The organism is Noviluteimonas gilva, from assembly GCF_009740395.1.
GTDB lineage: Bacteria > Pseudomonadota > Gammaproteobacteria > Xanthomonadales > Xanthomonadaceae > Noviluteimonas > Noviluteimonas gilva.
In genome coordinates, this window is sequence record NZ_WOXT01000004.1 from 195,867 (window position 1) to 212,961 (window position 17,095).

Consider the following 17,095-nt stretch of genomic DNA (forward strand, 5'->3'; position numbering starts at 1 on the left):
TTATCGATGCGTGCCCGATCAACAGATTGACGTGCAACGGCGTCGGAACCGGTCGCTGCCGGGGAGACGGCCGCCAGACTGTCGATCACGTTTACAAAGCCGCGTCTGGTGCGTCGGCGTCGGGCCGAACAACGCGAACCGCTTCTCCACTTTCCGTTCGGCGGAAGAACGCAAGGCCGACGTAGACGGGCACATCATCACTGCCGAAGCTAACCACGAGCCGCTGTGCGATCGGGGATTCAAACCCGGCCTCAGGAATCGAAGGCGTCAACGTTAACTGGGCTCGCGGAAGGTCCATGTCCATCGACTCAATCGAAACGGAGAGGGCGTCGAGTCGTGACCGCACCAGGTCCAGCGCTCGTTCGATATCCTCACGGCCAGCACGCTGATTGATCGCAGTTTTCAAAGTGTTGATCGCCGATGGCACGGCCGTCGCTGCCGTGAGCTCGGTCAATTGAACGGCGATCGCGGGATGAAGACTAGCGGTGAACCGAAGCGGCTCGAAGCCAACGTCGCACCCGGATTCGCCGGCCCGAGTATGGGAATGGAGGTGGCGCCACAGAGCGGTAATGTCGGTGACGATGACCGCACCCGTGATCTGCGCAACGAAGAGCGCGATCTCCAGATTGACGGCACGCATCATGAGCAGTTGCGCGGTCCTGCCTTCTGCCGCCGGCTGTAGCAGGGCAAACGGGTCTTGTTCCTGCTGACGGCGCATTATTTCTAGAATTTTTTTAGCCTCCGCATCCGAGCTGCCAGGGCTCGATTCCTTGAGCTTCGGTAGCCAGAACTCATCCGGCATCCGCTTCATCGCACGCCTGACGTCCTCCTCCGACAGCCAGCGCATCTCCTCGTACTCCGCCGGCTCCATCTCCCAGTCAGCGGTACGCGCTCGCGCCATCTCGAAGACCGCACGTCGAAGGTCAGGATTCACTTCACCGGGATCGGGGAAGATCAGCACCTTACCCGCCTGAATCAAGGGTGCGAGCGCGATCCAGAACAACGCGTTCTTCAAAAATTGCTGTTTGTGCTGGTCGGGGTTTTCGACAGGACTCATGTCGGGCCGCAGGTTGCGGGCGAACATGAAAGGGTCCATGACCAAGACCTGATCGAACACCGGGCATAGCGCAGCCACGTTCTCGCCGAGCAGCCGAGGATCTGAAAGACCCATATAGATCGCGCGCACGCCCCCACTACGACGCTTCGGAAGCAAGGCAGCTAGATCCGTGTCGGCCGGCCAAAGCCATTGACTAAGCCGGTGTATCCGCGCGACCTGTTCATCGGTTAGGTTGCGTTGCACGTGCGTCCACGGCACGTCCGGCGCGAGTTCCAGCACGTTGAAGAGGGCGTTGATGAATCGTAGGTTGCGCTCCCTCAGGCTGAGCACGGTCCACGGCGCACGTTCCCAGATCGGCAGCGGTTCGCAACATGATCCGAAGGTGTCGCCCGACCCACACGGACAGTCGTCGTCAGGCATGGGCGGCTCAGACGGCGGCTGTTTCTCTACGACTTCATGGTCCTTGGACGTGCGACCGTATTGGTCGCGGTAACCGTGGCTTCCGTCCTCGTAACCGATATAGATTTCGCCGCCATAGCCCCACAGGTCGCCACTTGGCGGGCGTAGCAATTGCGCGAACGCCGCGCGCTCAGGCTGTCGATGCGCTTCGGGATATAGCCAGTCGGTCTCTGCCGCGGCGACGTAGCGTCTTGCGCGGGACTTTAACCATGCGTTGACCGCGATAACGTGGTCAGTGTTGAAACGGCGGGTGCGGATTAGGGCATCGGTCCGAACCATCGCATTGCCGAAATAGCGCGCGTTGATTCGCTTGGCTGCGGCTTCGACTCGGTCTGGGTCTTTCGCAAACGGAACGTGCGTCAGAATCAACAGATTATTGGCGTCGAGCGCGAACAGCGACTGCGTGCCGTTCCACGTCAGCGGTGGATCCATCGGATATGCAAACTGCGAAGCGTTCTCGGGCAGCGCCGCGTTGAACATGGTGACAGGATGGTCGGTAACCAAGAACTTTACTTCCGAGGACTCGGCCGACACGATCTCGCGGACGCACTCGCCCCACAGCGTGCCAAACATGTTGCGCAAATGCTGAAGCTCGATAAGTAGTTCGACCTGGGAGAGGGCCGGATAGCGAGCTTTGATCCAATCTAATCCTTTCGGGGTTCGCAGCTTCTGCGCACCCAAGTAAGACAACAGCGATTCCAACTGGAAATGCATCGCGCGTTCGTCCCCGGCGACGAACGCGCGCACCGCATCAGAGCCGAAGTTGTCGATCTTCTGAAACAGAACGGTTTCGACTTCGTCGTTGATAACCTCGCCGAAGCGAGTGACGTAGAGCTCGTTCTCCCAAAACGAAGATTTGGCGGGTCGCCTGCGAGGCCGCAGGACGACCGGCGTGCCGTCCGGCTTAAGGCTAGGTGCGGCAAGGTCCAGCAACCAGTTGTCGGCCCCGTTCAACTGAAATCCCGTCTGGTACCAAACGGGTACGTAATGGTTCTTGCGCGAAGGCGGTTGAGGCGGCGAGTTTGGTGGCGTCATGCCCCATTGTGCCGCGGGCAACGCTGGGGCCTCGCGTGCGTTTGCCTAGGCTCGCCGTCGATTGCAGGCTCACCTACGGGCCCAGCGTTTCCACTTCGGGGACATCAGTTACGTCAGGGAATTGAGCCGAGCGCACCGCGTGGACCCCAATCGGACCCCAGTGCAACAAAAGAAAAAGGGCCTGCAAGGAGATTTCCTTGCAAGCCCTTGATTTTCTTGGTGCCGGAAATAGGAATCGAACCTACGACCTACGCATTACGAATGCGCCGCTCTACCAACTGAGCTATTCCGGCTGAGCCGTGAATTCTAGGGGCCGACGGGGGCGCAGGTCAAACCCGAAAAGCGCGGAAACGCGGGCCGATGGGCGCCCCGGGGTCACTCGACGAGGGTCAGCCGCAATTCCTTCGGCAGCGCGAACACCATGTCCTCGGGCTTGCCGTCCAATTCGCGCACGCCACCGGCGCCGAGCTCGCGCAGGCGCGCGATCACGCCGCGCACCAGCACGTCGGGCGCCGAGGCCCCCGCGGTCACGCCGATGTGGCGGCGGCCGACGACCCAGCGCGGGTCGATCTCGCTCGCACCGTCGATCAGGTGCGCTTCCACGCCCTCGCGTTCGGCGAGCTCGCGCAGGCGATTGGAGTTGGAACTGTTGGGCGAACCGACGACGAGCACGAGGTCGCAGGCCTGCGTGAGTTCGCGCACGGCGTCCTGGCGGTTCTGCGTGGCGTAGCAGATGTCGTCGTTCTTCGGGCCCTGGATCGCGGGGAAGCGCGCGCGCAAGGCATCGATGATGCTGCGCGTGTCGTCCACCGAGAGCGTGGTCTGCGTGGTGTAGGCGCAATTGGCGGGCTGCGCGATGTCGAGCGTGGCGACATCGTCGATGTCTTCGACGATGTAGATGCTGCCGCCGCCGGCCTGCGCGTTCCACTGTCCCATCGTGCCTTCGACTTCCGGATGCCCGGCGTGGCCGATCAGCACCATGTCGCGGCCCGCGCGGCACTGGCGCGCGACTTCCAGGTGCACCTTGGTCACCAGCGGGCACGTGGCGTCGAACACCTTAAGCCCGCGACGCGCGGCTTCCTGGCGGACCGCTTGCGACACGCCATGCGCGGAGAAGATCACCGTGGCGTTGTCGGGCACTTCGTCGAGTTCTTCGACGAAGACGGCGCCGCGATGCTTGAGATCATCGACGACGAAACGGTTGTGCACGACTTCATGCCGCACGTAGATCGGCGCGCCGAGCAGTTCGAGCGCACGCTTGACGATCTCGATCGCGCGGTCGACCCCGGCGCAGAACCCGCGCGGATTGGCCAGCAGGATGTCCATGGGCGCGATTATCGCCCTTCCTGCGGGCGCTTGCCTTGCAGCAACCCGAACAGGGCGATGCCGATTGCCCCGACCACGATGGCCGAGTCGGCCACGTTGAAGGCCGGCCAGGCGTGTTCCTGCCAGTGCCACTGGATGAAATCGACGACGTGGCCGTGGCGCAGGCGGTCGATCACGTTGCCCAGCGCGCCGCCGATCACCAGCGCGAAGGGCAGCGCCGTGCGCCAGTCGCGCCGCGGCGTGCGCGCCAGCCAGACGGTCAGCAGGCCGCTGATCACGAAGGCCAGGCCCGTGAACATCCACTTCTGCCAGCCGCCAGCATCGCTCAGGAAACTGAAGGCGGCGCCGGTGTTGTAGCTGCGATACCAGTTCCAGAAGCCGTCGATGACGACCACCGGCTGGTATTCGGGCAGGCTCGAGAGCACCCAGCTCTTGGAGAGCTGGTCCAGCACGATGATCGCGACCGACAGCAGCAGCCACGGCGTTGCATTGGGAGAAGCGCGCATCAGAAATACATCCTCGATTCACCGGGGCCGTCGACGTTGCTCACGCAGCGTCCGCACAACTGCGGATGCGCGGCGACCGTGCCGACATCGCCGCGATGCTGCCAGCACCGCACGCACTTGGTTTTCTGCGTCGGGGCGGCGGTGACGCCGATCTCGTGCGCGTTGTCGTCTGCGACCAGGTGCACGTCGCCGCTGATCAACAGGAAGCGCAGTTCGTCGACGAGCGGCGCGAGCCAGTTCTGGTCGGCGACACCGCAACGCAAGCCGATCTCGGCTTCCAGTGCCGCACCGATCGCACCGTTGGCGCGCATCGGTTCGAGCACCTTCGCCACGTCGTCGCGCAGCGCGAGCAGGCGGTCCATGTCTTCGAGCGACAACACGGCGTTCTCGCCGAGCGGCGCAAGCCCGTCGTACCACGTCGCGAACAACACGTTGCCCTCGCGCTGGCCCGGGATCTGCGTCCACATCTCGTCCGCGGTGAACGAGAGGATCGGCGCGATCCAGCGCACGAAGGCTTCGGCGATGCGATACATCGCCGACTGCGCGGAACGACGCGCGGGCGAATCCTCGCCGAGCGTGTACAGGCGGTCCTTGGTCACGTCGAGGTACAACGCGCCCAGGTCCACGCTGCAGAAGTTCACCAGCGCTTGCACGATCTCCGCGAAGTCGTAGCGCGCGTACGCGTCGGCGATCTTCGTCTGCACTTCGAACGCGCGATGCACGATCCAGCGATCGAGCGCGACCATCGCGTCGAGCGACGCCAGATCGCGCGCCGGATCGAAGCCGTGCAGGTTGCCGAGCAGGAAGCGCGCGGTATTGCGGATGCGGCGATACACATCGCCGTTGCGCTTGAGGATTTCGTCGGAGACCGAGATCTCGTTGCGGTAATCGGTCGAAGCGATCCACAGGCGCAGCACGTCGGCGCCCATCTGGTCGATCACCTTGTGCGGATCGATCACGTTGCCGAGCGACTTCGACATCTTGCGACCGTTCTGGTCGACGGTGAATCCGTGCGTGAGGACCTGGCGATACGGCGCGTCGCCGTTCATCGCCACGCCCGTGAGCAGCGAGGACTGGAACCAGCCGCGATGCTGGTCGGAGCCTTCGAGGTAGAGATCGGCGGGCTTGGTCAGCATGTCGTCCGGACGCTGCGCGAGCACGCATTCGTGGCTCACGCCGGAGTCGAACCACACGTCGAGGATGTCGCGCACCTTCTCGTACTTCGATGCTTCGGCGCCGAGCAGTTCGGCGGCATCGAGCGCGTACCACGCATCGACGCCCGATTGCTCGACGCGATCGGCCACCTGGCGCATCAGCGCCGGGGAATCGGGATGCGGTTCGCCGGTTTCGCGATCGATGAACAGCGCGATCGGCACGCCCCAGGTGCGCTGGCGCGAGATGCACCAGTCGGGGCGGCCTTCGACCATCGCGAAGATGCGCGCCTCGCCCCAGTCGGGGAAGAACTGCACGCGGCCGATCGCGGCGAGCGCGTCGCGACGCAGGCCGGCCTGTTCCATCGAGATGAACCACTGTGGCGTGGCGCGGAACGCCACCGGCGTCTTGTGGCGCCAGCAATGCGGATAGCTGTGCACGAGCGTCGAATGCGCGAGCAACGAACCATTGGCGCGCAGCACTTCGACGATCGTGTCGTTCGCCTTCCAGATGTGCAGGCCGGCGAGCGGCGTGTCGCCGGCGGGCGGCGTCGACGGCAGGTAAACGCCGCGACCATCGACCGGATTCACCTGCGCTGCGGTGTACGCATCGGTGAGCCCGTAGCGCAGGCCGACCGCGAAGTCTTCCTGGCCGTGGCCCGGTGCGGTGTGCACGGCGCCGGTGCCATCTTCGGCCGACACGTGGTCGCCGATGATCAGCGGGATTTCGCGGCTGTAAGCAGGCGTGTCGTAGAACGGATGCTGCAGACGCTGGCCTTCGAGTTCGACACCCTGCGCGCGGCCATGCACGACGAAATCGTCGACGCCGTAACGCGCGAGCGCCTTCTCGGCGAGCGCTTCGGCGAGCACGAGCCACAGGCGCGCGCCATCGCGTTGCGGGCCTTCGACCAATACGTAATCGAGTTCCGGGCCCAGCGTGACCGCGAGGCTCGCGGGCAGCGTCCACGGCGTCGTGGTCCAGATCGGCACGGCGATGTCGACGCCTTCAGGCAGCGCAACGCCGAACGCCGAAGCGAACGCCTGCGGCTGGCGCGCGCGATACGCGACATCGATCGCCGGCGAGGCCTTGTCCTGGTATTCGATCTCGGCTTCGGCGAGCGCCGAACCGCAATCGAAACACCAGTGCACCGGCTTCACGCCGCGCGCGAGATGGCCGCGATCGATGATCTTCGCGAGCGAACGCAGCATGTCCGCTTCGTAGCGGAAGTCCATCGTGCGATACGGACGCTCCCACTCGCCGACCACGCCCAGGCGCTTGAAGCCCTTGCGCTGTTCGTCGATCTGTTCGGCGGCGAATTCGCGGCACTTCTGGCGGAAGGCTTCGGCATCGAGATTCACGCCGACCTTGCCGTGCTTCTTTTCGACGACCAGTTCGATCGGCAGCCCGTGGCAATCCCAACCGGGCACGTAGGGCGCATCGAAGCCGGCCATCAGCTTCGACTTGACCACGATGTCCTTGAGGACCTTGTTCACCGCATGGCCGATGTGGATCGGCCCGTTGGCGTACGGCGGGCCGTCGTGCAGTACGAAGGTCGGGCGGCCCTGCGCCTTCGCGCGGATCTGCGCGTAAAGGCCGTCGGCCTCCCAGCGCTTGAGCGTTTCGGGCTCGCGCTTGGGGAGGTCGCCGCGCATCGGGAAATCCGTCGCGGGCAGGTGGATGGTGGGCTTGTAATCCTGGGTCACGCGCAAGCCTGTTGCGAGAGGGAAGAGAGGAGTTCGCGCGCCTGGCGCGCGTCACGATGGATTTGTTCGACGAGCGCCGGCAGGTCGGCGAAGTTCAGTTCGTCGCGAAGGTGCGCAACGAACTCGACGCTGATGCGCCGACCGTACAGGTCGCCGTCGAAGTCGAACAGGTGTGCTTCGAGCAAGGGCTCCACGCCGTTGACCGCCGGGCGCGTGCCGAAGCTCGACACCGAATCGATCGGCGCATCGCCAAGCCCGTGCACGCGCGTGGCGAAGATGCCTTGCAACGGCGGACGGCGATTGCCGTAGCGCAGGTTCGCGGTGGGATAGCCGAGCGTGCGACCGAGTTGTTTGCCACGCACGACACGACCATCGATGGCATAGCGGCGACCGAGCAAGCGCGCGGCGGCGTCGAAATCGCCGGACGTCAGCGCGGCACGGATGCGCGTGCTCGACACGCGTTCGCCGTCGACGAGTACCGGGTCGATCGCGCGCGATTGGAATTCGTGGAATTCGCGCAGCAACTTCAGGTCGCCCGCGCGGCCTTTGCCGAATCGGAAGTCGGGGCCGATCCAGACTTCGCGCGCACGCAGGCGATTGATCAGCATCTGGCGCACGAAGCGATCGGCGGACATCTGCACGAGCTTGGGGTCGAAGCGCAGCAGGCCGACGATGTCGACGCCGAGATCGCGCAGGCCTTCGAACTTCGCGCGGGCGAGCGTGAGGCGCGGCGGCGGATCGGACGGCGAGAAGAATTCGCGCGGCAGCGGTTCGAAGCTCAGCGCGACGGCCGGCACGCCCAACGCGCGCGCACGGTCGACGGCGCGGCGCACCAGCGCGCGATGGCCGAGATGGAGGCCGTCGAAGGCGCCGATGCAGACCACGCTGCCTTGGGGGCACAAAGGCCCGCCTTCGACGTCACGGAACAGCCTGCTCATGGAACGCGGGAGTATAGCCGCCGCCCTGCCCCCTGCCCCGCGCAACAGTGCGATCTCAATGTTCCTTCAGGTCGGAGAGCCGGAACCCCATCGCGACCATCGCCGCGCCGTAGACCGCCGCGCCGCCGCCGACCAGCAGGCCGAGCCACAGGATCCGCGTGGCGACCGCGACCTTGGTGAAGTCCGGCGCGATCTGCAGGCCGATCAGCAGCGCCGCCGTCATCGCCGTGCAGGCGACGCCCAGGCGCACCAGGAACCGGCCCCAGCCCGGCTTGCTTTCGTAAACGCCCGCCTGCTTCAGCCAGCGCCACAGCAGCAGAAGATTGAGGTAGCTGGCCGCGGCGCTCGCCAGGCCCAGCGCGAAATGCAGGCCGGGCGTGTGCGCCAGCGCGGCGAGCACCGGGCCCTGCTTCATCGCCGGCGAGACCCAGACCACGTAGAGGACCGCGAGGAACAGGCCGTTGAACACCATGTTCGCGACCAGCGAAGCGACGCCCGCGCGCACCGGGGTCCGCGTGTCCTGGCGGGCGTAGAACGCCGGCAGCACCACTTTCACCAGCGCGAAAGCCGGCAGGCCGAAACTCAGGCCGAACACCGACAGCGCCGCCATCTTCGTGTCGAACGCGGTGAAGTTGCCGTGCTGGAACAGCGTGGACACCAGCGGCACGCACAGCAGCATCAGGCCGAGCATCGCGGGGACCGCGATCATCAGCGTCGTGCGCAGGCCCCAATCCAGCGCCGAGGAGAATCCCGCGCGATCGGTGTTGACGTGGTGCCGCGCGAGCGCCGGCAGGATCACGGTGCCCAGTGCGACGCCGAAGACGCCGAGCGGCAATTCGAGGAAGCGATCGGCCTGCGACAACCACGTCTGCGAACCGGCGATCAGCAAGGAGGCGATCACCGTATCGAGCAGCAGGTTGATCTGCGCGACCGAGGAGCCGAACAACGTCGGCACCATCAGCCGCATCACTTTGCGCACGTCCGGGTGGCTTGCGCCCCAGCGCGGCAGCGTGAGCAGGTCCAGCTTCGCCAGCTGCGGCACCTGGAACAGCAACTGCAGGATGCCGGCGAACAGGATCGCCCAACCCAGCGCGAGGATCGGCACTTCCAGCATCGGCGAAAGCCACAACGCGCCCGCGATCATGCAGATGTTGAGGATCACCGGCGTCAGCGCCGGCATGCCGAATTTGTGGAAGCTGTTGAGCGCGCCGGCCGCCAGCGCGGTCAGCGAGACGAACAGCAGGAACGGGAACGTGAGCTGCAGCAGCGTGACGGTCAGCGCGAACTTCGCCGGATCGCGCGCCGCGCCGGGCGAGAACAACAACGTCACCTCGGGCGCGAAGAACACCCCCAGCGCCACGATCACCAGCAACACCCCGCCCAGCGTGCCGGCGGTCCGCGAGACCAGTTCCTTCAGCTCCGCGTGGGTCCGCTTCTCCTTGATCTCCGTGAACACGGGGACGAAGGCGGTCGAGAACGAGCCCTCGGCGAACAGCCGCCGCATGAAGTTCGGGATGCGGAAGGCGACCCAGAAGGCGTCGGTCATGGCGTTGGCGCCGAAGACGCTGTTGATCACCATGTCCCGGACCAGGCCGAAGACCCGGCTGACCATGGTCATGCTGCCGAAGGACAGCAAGCCCCGGAGCATCCGGGGGCGCGGAGCGGACGGACCGGGACCACTCATGCGGCGCGGGCCCCGTGGTTGACGCAAGTGCCTGAAACGCCCATACTTCCGCGCTTCGTTGTGCCGGGAAAGCCCTGGTACCGATCGTTTTCCACCATCATCGTTTCGTTTCCAGGATTCCCGTCGTGGCCAATATCAAGTCCGCCAAGAAGCGCGCCAAGCAGACCGTCGTGCGCAACGCTCGCAACGCCGCTCAGCGCTCGATGCTGCGCACCGCCGTCAAGAAGGTGCTGAAGGCGCTCGACGCCAATGACGCCGCTGCCGCCCAGGCCGCGTTCGTCGTGGCGCAGCCCATTCTCGACCGCTTCAGCTCGCGTGGCCTGATCCACAAGAACAAGGCCGCCCGTCACAAGAGCCGCCTCACGGCGCGCATCAAGGCGCTGCAGGCCGCCTGATTCTTCCGGCGCAGCAGTTCCTTTGAAAAACCCGGCCTCGGCCGGGTTTTTTGTCAAGGCAAGCACGCACCCGGCCTCGGCCGGGTTTTTTGTTGCCTGCGTGCAGGCCTCAGACATCGGCCTGCCCTTCTTCTGCTTGCTCCTCGCGCAGGCGATCGAAGAAGGTCTGGATCGCGAGCATGATCGGCCACGTGCCTTCGCGCGCGAGCGCCGACACCATGTACCAGGGCTGCGTCCATCCGAGTTCCTGCACGACGGCTTCGGCTTGCGCGCGCGCCTCGTCCTCGAACATCAGGTCGGCCTTGTTGAGCACCAGCCAGCGCGGCTTTTCCAGCATCGCCGGATCGTACTTGCGCAGCTCGTGTTCGATCGCGCGCACCTGTTCGGCGGGCGAGGCTTCCACGCCGCCTTCCATCGGCGCCATGTCGACGAGGTGCAACAGCAAGCGCGTGCGCTGCACGTGGCGCAAGAACAGCGCGCCGAGGCCGGCGCCTTCCGCCGCGCCTTCGATGATCCCCGGGATGTCGGCGATGACGAAGCTGCGGTGGTGTTCGACGGAGACGACGCCGAGGTTCGGATAGAGCGTGGTGAACGGATAGTCCGCGACCTTCGGCGTCGCGGCCGAAACCGCGCGAATGAAAGTGGACTTGCCCGCGTTCGGGAAGCCGAGCAGGCCCACGTCCGCGAGCAGCTTCAGTTCCAGGCGCAGCGTGCGCTGCTCGCCTTCGTCGCCCGGCGTCGAACGACGCGGCGAGCGATTGATCGAACTCTTGAAATGCATGTTGCCCAGGCCGCCCTTGCCGCCCTTGGCGACAAGCAGGCGATCGCCGTGCTGCGTGAGATCGCCGATGATTTCGTCGGTCTCGATGTTGTGCACGACCGTGCCCACCGGCACCGTGATCGTGTGGTCCTGGCCGCCCTTGCCGTACATCTGGCTGCCGCCGCCGTTCTCGCCGCGCTGGGCGCGGAACGTCTTTTCGTGGCGGAAGTCGACCAGCGTGTTGAGGTTCTCGTCGGCCTGCAGCCAGACGTTGCCGCCGCTGCCGCCGTCGCCGCCGTCGGGACCGCCCAGCGGGATGAACTTCTCGCGCCGGAAACTGATGGAGCCGTTGCCGCCGTTACCGGCGATCACGGTGATGTCTGCTTCGTCGACGAGTTTCATTTCGTTGCATTCCTTGCTGCAGAAACGACGAACCCCGCCGGAGCGGGGCTCGTCGGACACCGGCGTGACGAGGTTACTCGACGACGCTGACGGTGCGGCGCTTCTTCGGGCCCTTGGTCGAGAATTCGACCTTGCCGTCGACGAGCGCGAACAGGGTGTGGTCGCGGCCGAGGCCGACGCCCGAACCCGGGTGGAACTGCGTGCCGCGCTGGCGAACGATGATGTTGCCGGCATCGACGGCCTGGCCGCCGAACAGCTTCACGCCCAGGTACTTCGGATTGGAGTCGCGGCCGTTGCGCGAAGAACCTACGCCCTTTTTATGTGCCATGGCTGCCTCTCCTTACTTCTTGTCGCCACCGGCGATGCCGGTGATCTCGATTTCGGTGTAGTGCTGCCGATGGCCCATCTGCTTGCGATGGTGCTTGCGGCGGCGGAACTTCACGATGCGCACCTTGTCGGCGCGGCCGTGACCCTTGACGGTGGCGGTGACGCTCGCGCCCTTGAGCGCGTCGCCGAGCTTGACGCCTTCGCCGTCGCCGAGCATGAGCACGTTGTCGAACGTGATCTCCTTGCCGGCTTCGACGTCGAGCAGTTCGACGCGGAGCGTTTCACCCTTCATCACGCGGTATTGCTTACCGCCGGTGACCAGTACTGCGTACATGACCAGGCATTCCTCTGTAGTTATTGTGGTCGCCTGCCAGCCATCGAGGGCGGACAGAAGCGGAATTGTAGGGGTTTCAGCGATTTACGGTCAACTGTGCCGGCTACCTGCCGGTGTGATGCCGGCTTAACCGGCCATGGCGCCTGATCTTCCGGCCCGCGACGAGGGGCCGCGGTGCGTCCCCCACCACGCACAGGGAGGTTCCCCATGTTCGAGGGTCTCATCGACCAGGTCGCCGCACGCTTCGGCATCGGCCCCGACAAAGTCCGCCAGCTGCTCCCCCTGCTGACCGGCCTGATGTTCAACCAGTCCGGCGGTTTCGCCGGTTTCCTCGATCGTTTCCGCCAACAGGGCCTGGGCGACATCGTCCAGTCCTGGGTGGGCACCGGGCCCAATCAGCCGATCTCGCCGACCCAGGTCGAGAGCGCCCTGGGCAGCGCGGCCATCAGCGACATGGCCGGGAAGGTCGGCGCCGATCGCGGGTCGGTCTCCGGCGTCCTCAGCGGCCTGTTGCCCGACATGGTCAATGGCCTGACCGAAGGCGGCCGCATCCCGACCTCGATCCCGGCCAGCCTCGCGGGCCTGCTCGGTGGCGGCGCCGCGGCAGTGGGTACTGGCGCACGTGCGGCAGCGGCAACGGGCGGCGAGGTCGTCCGCGCCGCGAGCGGCGGGCTCGGTCGCTGGCTGCCGTGGATCGCGATCATCGCGCTGGCGCTGATTGCCTTCCTCGCCTTCCGCAGTTGTTCGCGCGAAACGGCACCCGGCGCGCCATCGGCGTCCGTCACGCCGTCGGTCGACCTGCCCGACGCCGGCGCCGCACTCGATGCCCTGATGGGCCGCACCTTCAGCGCCGACGACCTGGTCAAGGCGCTGAACCTGATGACGATCCACTTCGACACCGGCAGCGCGCGCATCTCCGCCGACAGCACGGCGATGCTCGCCAAGGCCGCCAACGTCATCAAGAAAGCACCGGCCGGCACGCGCATCGAAGTCGGTGGCCACACCGACAACACCGGCGAAGCCACCGCCAACATGACGCTTTCGCGCGACCGCGCGGCGGCCGTGGTGGCCGAACTGGTCCGCAACGGCGTGGACCAGGCGAACCTCACCAGCCAGGGTTACGGGCAGGATCGGCCGGTCGCCGACAACGGCACCGAGGCCGGGCGCGCGAAGAACCGGCGGATGGAGTTCACGGTCCTTCGCTGACGCTTCCCGCTGTTCAGGACCCTGAGTCGCAGCCTGTGCGCCGTCGCGCGCACAGGCTGGCGTAATGCCGATTTGCCCCCACCTAGTCGGCTCGTTACGCTCCCCTGTTCGACCACGGCTCCTGCACCGGGATTCCCCTTTCGATGGCGATGGATTTCATCCGCATCCGCGGCGCGCGGACGCACAACCTCAAGAACATTGACCTCGACCTGCCGAGGGACAAGTTGATCGTCATCACCGGCTTGTCGGGGTCGGGCAAGTCGTCGCTCGCCTTCGACACGATCTACGCCGAAGGCCAGCGCCGTTACGTCGAGTCTCTCTCGGCCTACGCGCGCCAGTTCCTCAGCGTGATGGAGAAGCCGGACGTCGACCACATCGAGGGCCTCAGCCCCGCGATCGCGATCGAGCAGAAGGCCACTTCGCACAACCCGCGTTCGACCGTCGGCACGATCACCGAGATCTACGACTACCTGCGCCTGCTCTACGCACGCGTCGGCACTCCGCGCTGCCCCGACCACGGCTTCCCGCTGGAAGCGCAGACCGTCAGCCAGATGGTCGACCAGGTGATGGCGCTGGCGAAGGACGAGAAGCTCGCCGAGCAGCGCTGGATGCTGCTCGCGCCCGTCATCCGCGAGCGCAAGGGCGAACACGCGCAGATCTTCGAACAACTCCGCGCGCAGGGTTTCGTGCGCGTGCGCGTGGACGGCGTGCTGCACGAGATCGACGCGGTACCGCCGCTCGCGCTGCGCCAGAAGCACACGATCGAAGCGGTGATCGACCGCTTCAAGGTGCGCGACGACCTCAAGCAGCGCCTCGCCGAATCCTTCGAGACCGCGCTCAAGCTCGGCGACGGCATGGCGATCGTGCAGGCCATCGACGATGCGAACCTGCCGCCGCAGTTGTTCTCCTCGAAGTACAGCTGCCCGGTCTGCGATTACTCGCTGCCGGAACTCGAGCCGCGCCTGTTCTCCTTCAACTCGCCCGTCGGCGCATGCCCGACGTGCGACGGCCTGGGCGTCAGCCAGTTCTTCGATCCTTCGCGCGTCGTCGTGCATCCGGAGCTCTCGCTCGCGGCCGGCGCGGTGCGCGGTTGGGATCGCCGCAACGTCTACTACTTCCAGTTGATCGCATCGCTCGCCAAGCACTACGGCTTCAGCGTCGACACCGCGTGGCAGGACCTGGACGAAGAGCAGCGCCAGGCGGTGCTGTTCGGCAGCGGCAACAACGTCGTGACCTTCGCCTATCTCACCGAAGCGGGCGGGCGCACGACGCGCAAGCACAAGTTCGAAGGCATCCTGCCCAACCTCGAACGCCGCTACCAGGAAACCGAAAGCGCCGCGGTGCGCGAGGAACTGGCGAAGTACATCAGCGAGCGCCCGTGCGTGGAATGCGGCGGCGCGCGATTGAACCGCAGCGCGCGCAACGTGTTCATCGCCGATCATCCGCTGTCGCACATCGTCGTGCTGCCGGTCGATGAAGCGCTCACCTTCTTCTCGCACCTGGAACTGCCGGGCTGGCGCGGCGAGATCGCGGTCAAGATCGTCAAGGAAATCGCCGAGCGCCTGCGCTTCCTCGTCGACGTGGGCCTGGATTACCTCACGCTCGAACGCAAGGCCGACACGCTGTCGGGCGGTGAAGCGCAACGCATCCGCCTCGCCTCGCAAATCGGCGCGGGCCTGGTCGGCGTGATGTACGTGCTCGACGAGCCGTCGATCGGCCTGCACCAGCGCGACAACGAACGCCTGCTCGGCACGCTCACGCGGCTGCGCGATCTCGGCAACACGGTCATCGTCGTCGAACACGACGAGGATGCGATTCGCCTGGCCGACCACATCGTCGACATCGGCCCCGGCGCGGGCGTGCACGGCGGTGAAATCGTGGCGCAGGGGGTGTTCGCGGACGTGCTCAAGGCGCCCCGTTCACTCACCGGGCAATACATGAGCGGCAAGAAGCGCATCGAAATCCCCGCGCATCGCCACAAGCCGAACAAGAAGATGTCGCTGCGCCTGCTCGGCGCGAGCGGGCACAACCTCAAGAACGTCGATCTCGAAATCCCGGCGGGCTTGTTCACGGCCGTGACCGGTGTGTCGGGTTCGGGCAAGTCGACGCTGATCAACGACACGCTGTACGCGCTGGCCGCCAACGAGATCAACGGCGCATCGCACAAGCCGGCGCCGCATCGCGAAGTGCAAGGCCTGGATCTGTTCGACAAGGTCGTCGACATCGACCAGTCGCCGATCGGCCGCACGCCGCGTTCGAATCCGGCGACGTATACCGGCCTGTTCACGCCGCTGCGCGAGCTGTTCGCTTCGGTGCCCGAATCGCGTGCGCGCGGTTACTCGCCGGGGCGTTTCAGCTTCAACGTGCGCGGTGGTCGTTGCGAAGCATGCCAGGGCGACGGCCTGATCAAGGTCGAGATGCACTTCCTGCCGGACGTCTACGTGCCGTGCGATGTCTGCCACGGCAAGCGCTACAACCGCGAGACGCTGGAAATCCTCTACAAGGGCTACAGCATCCACGACGTGCTGGAGATGACGGTCGAAGATGCGTTGTCGCTGTTCGAGCCGGTGCCCGCGATCGCGCGCAAACTCGAAACGCTCGTCGACGTCGGCCTGACCTACGTCAAGCTCGGCCAACCGGCGACCACGTTGTCGGGTGGCGAAGCGCAGCGCGTAAAGCTTTCGAAGGAACTCTCGCGCCGCGACACCGGCCGCACGCTGTACATCCTCGACGAACCGACCACCGGCCTGCACTTCCACGACATCGAACACCTGCTCGCCGTGCTGCACAAGCTGCGCGACGACGGCAACACGATCGTGGTGATCGAGCACAACCTCGACGTCATCAAGACGGCCGACTGGGTGATCGACCTGGGCCCGGAAGGCGGCCACCGCGGCGGCACGATCCTCGCGACCGGCACGCCGGAAGACATCGCGGGCATCGGCCATTCGCACACGGGCCGCTTCCTCGCGAAGGTGCTCGGCACCGAAGCGAAGCCGACGAAGCCGGCGCCCAACCCGCGGCCGGAAGCGCCGCGCCCGCCGACGAAGGCCGAAAAGGTCGCCGCCAAGAAAGCTGCGAAGCAAGCGGCGAAACCGCGGAAGTCGGCGGCATGAGCGCCGAATCGCACGCACCCTTGTTCCGCATGGAGATCGCGCCGCGCTGGCGCGATCTCGACGCCTTCAACCACGTCAACAACAGCAACTTCCTGACCTACCTGGAAGAAGCGCGCATCCAGTGGTTCGCGTCGATCGGACGCGAATGGCTCAGCGACACGATGATGCCGCTGCTCGCCGCGGTGCAGCTCAACTATCGCGCGCCGATTCCGTATCCGTCGAAGATCGCGATCGCGTTGTTCGCCGATCGCGTCGGCAACACCAGCGTGACGGTCGGGCATCGCATCGAATCGATCGACGGCCAGACGCTCTATTCCGACGGCCACGTCGTGCTGGTGTGGATCGACCCGAAGAGCGGCCGCCCGATCCCGTTACCCGATGGCGTGCGCGAGATGGCGACGCGGGTTTAACAGCTCGCTTCGGACGGACGACTCGCACGGGACCCCGCTTCGCCGATCAGATCGCCGCGAAGGCGCCGATGCCCGAGAGAGGACATCGAGGAGAGCGCGCGACCGGAGCTCGGCTCCGAGATGTCCTCGACGGGCAAGGCGCCGCCCGTCTGGTGTGCTGGCTGTAGGCGCGCACCCATCAGCGCGCAACGCACCCATTCAACAAGTGCTGTCGAGCAACCCAACGCGTGGTGCGCAGCGGACGTCGCGTTGAAGGCCACATTGCGGAGCTTGAGCTCTTGCGGA

At 65.7% G+C, this 17,095-nt stretch carries 13 protein-coding genes and 1 tRNA gene; 4 read left to right on the forward strand and 10 right to left on the reverse strand.

The genetic code is table 11. The features are described from left to right. Positions 1–91 precede the first annotated feature (91 nt). The 7 genes from GN331_RS13205 to murJ all read right to left on the reverse strand — a co-directional run bounded on the left by GN331_RS13205 (position 92) and on the right by murJ (position 9,824). On the reverse strand, positions 92–2,551 hold the full coding sequence (locus tag GN331_RS13205) for an SEC-C metal-binding domain-containing protein (RefSeq protein WP_156642711.1): 2,460 nt from the start codon (positions 2,549–2,551) through the stop codon (positions 92–94). A 217-nt stretch (positions 2,552–2,768) separates the two neighbouring features. Beyond that, positions 2,769–2,844 (reverse strand) — tRNA-Thr (locus GN331_RS13210). Between the two features lie 82 nt (positions 2,845–2,926). Further along, positions 2,927–3,877 (reverse strand): 4-hydroxy-3-methylbut-2-enyl diphosphate reductase, encoded by a 951-nt coding sequence (gene ispH, locus GN331_RS13215; protein WP_156642712.1) that lies wholly within the window; start codon positions 3,875–3,877, stop codon positions 2,927–2,929. 8 nt (positions 3,878–3,885) lie between these two features. Continuing rightward, positions 3,886–4,383, reverse strand: a complete 498-nt coding sequence (lspA, locus tag GN331_RS13220) for a signal peptidase II (protein ID WP_156642713.1) — start codon at positions 4,381–4,383, stop codon at positions 3,886–3,888. Next, complete coding sequence (ileS, locus tag GN331_RS13225; protein WP_331713489.1) at positions 4,383–7,238, reverse strand: isoleucine--tRNA ligase; 2,856 nt, start codon at positions 7,236–7,238, stop codon at positions 4,383–4,385. Before ileS ends, lspA begins: the two co-directional genes overlap by 1 nt. Continuing rightward, the gene (locus GN331_RS13230) at positions 7,235–8,176 is read right to left on the reverse strand and encodes a bifunctional riboflavin kinase/FAD synthetase (protein WP_156642715.1); all 942 of its coding nucleotides are present in this window, start codon (positions 8,174–8,176) and stop codon (positions 7,235–7,237) included. Before GN331_RS13230 ends, ileS begins: the two co-directional genes overlap by 4 nt. A 55-nt stretch (positions 8,177–8,231) precedes the next feature. Further along, positions 8,232–9,824 carry a murein biosynthesis integral membrane protein MurJ gene (gene murJ / locus GN331_RS13235; protein ID WP_156642716.1) on the reverse strand — a complete coding sequence of 531 codons (1,593 nt, stop codon included), beginning with the start codon at positions 9,822–9,824 and terminating at the stop codon, positions 8,232–8,234. Positions 9,825–9,985: 161 nt separating this feature from the next. Here murJ and rpsT point away from each other — a divergent pair, with 161 nt between their 5' ends. After that, a complete protein-coding gene (rpsT, locus tag GN331_RS13240; protein WP_036166639.1) occupies positions 9,986–10,255 on the forward strand; it encodes a 30S ribosomal protein S20 in 270 nt (89 codons plus the stop codon). A 109-nt stretch (positions 10,256–10,364) separates the two neighbouring features. Here the strand turns inward: rpsT and obgE are convergent, their stop codons facing one another. The 3 genes from obgE to rplU form a co-directional block, all read right to left on the reverse strand. Beyond that, on the reverse strand, positions 10,365–11,417 hold the full coding sequence (gene obgE, locus GN331_RS13245; protein ID WP_156642718.1) for a GTPase ObgE: 1,053 nt from the start codon (positions 11,415–11,417) through the stop codon (positions 10,365–10,367). Positions 11,418–11,490: 73 nt separating this feature from the next. Next, a complete protein-coding gene (gene rpmA / locus GN331_RS13250) occupies positions 11,491–11,745 on the reverse strand; it encodes a 50S ribosomal protein L27 (protein WP_156642719.1) in 255 nt (84 codons plus the stop codon). A 12-nt stretch (positions 11,746–11,757) separates the two neighbouring features. Then, entirely contained in the window at positions 11,758–12,078 is a 321-nt protein-coding gene (rplU, locus tag GN331_RS13255; RefSeq protein WP_036166629.1) for a 50S ribosomal protein L21, read from the reverse strand. 207 nt (positions 12,079–12,285) lie between these two features. On the opposite strand from rplU, the gene GN331_RS13260 reads away from it, so the two are divergent. The 3 genes from GN331_RS13260 to GN331_RS13270 all read left to right on the forward strand — a co-directional run bounded on the left by GN331_RS13260 (position 12,286) and on the right by GN331_RS13270 (position 16,810). Beyond that, the gene (locus GN331_RS13260) at positions 12,286–13,284 is read left to right on the forward strand and encodes an OmpA family protein (protein ID WP_156642720.1); all 999 of its coding nucleotides are present in this window, start codon (positions 12,286–12,288) and stop codon (positions 13,282–13,284) included. 143 nt (positions 13,285–13,427) lie between these two features. After that, positions 13,428–16,400 (forward strand): excinuclease ABC subunit UvrA, encoded by a 2,973-nt coding sequence (gene uvrA, locus GN331_RS13265; protein ID WP_156642721.1) that lies wholly within the window; start codon positions 13,428–13,430, stop codon positions 16,398–16,400. Next, positions 16,397–16,810, forward strand: a complete 414-nt coding sequence (locus GN331_RS13270) for an acyl-CoA thioesterase (RefSeq protein WP_156642722.1) — start codon at positions 16,397–16,399, stop codon at positions 16,808–16,810. The genes uvrA and GN331_RS13270 overlap by 4 nt, the downstream gene beginning before the upstream one ends. Positions 16,811–17,095 lie beyond the last annotated feature (285 nt).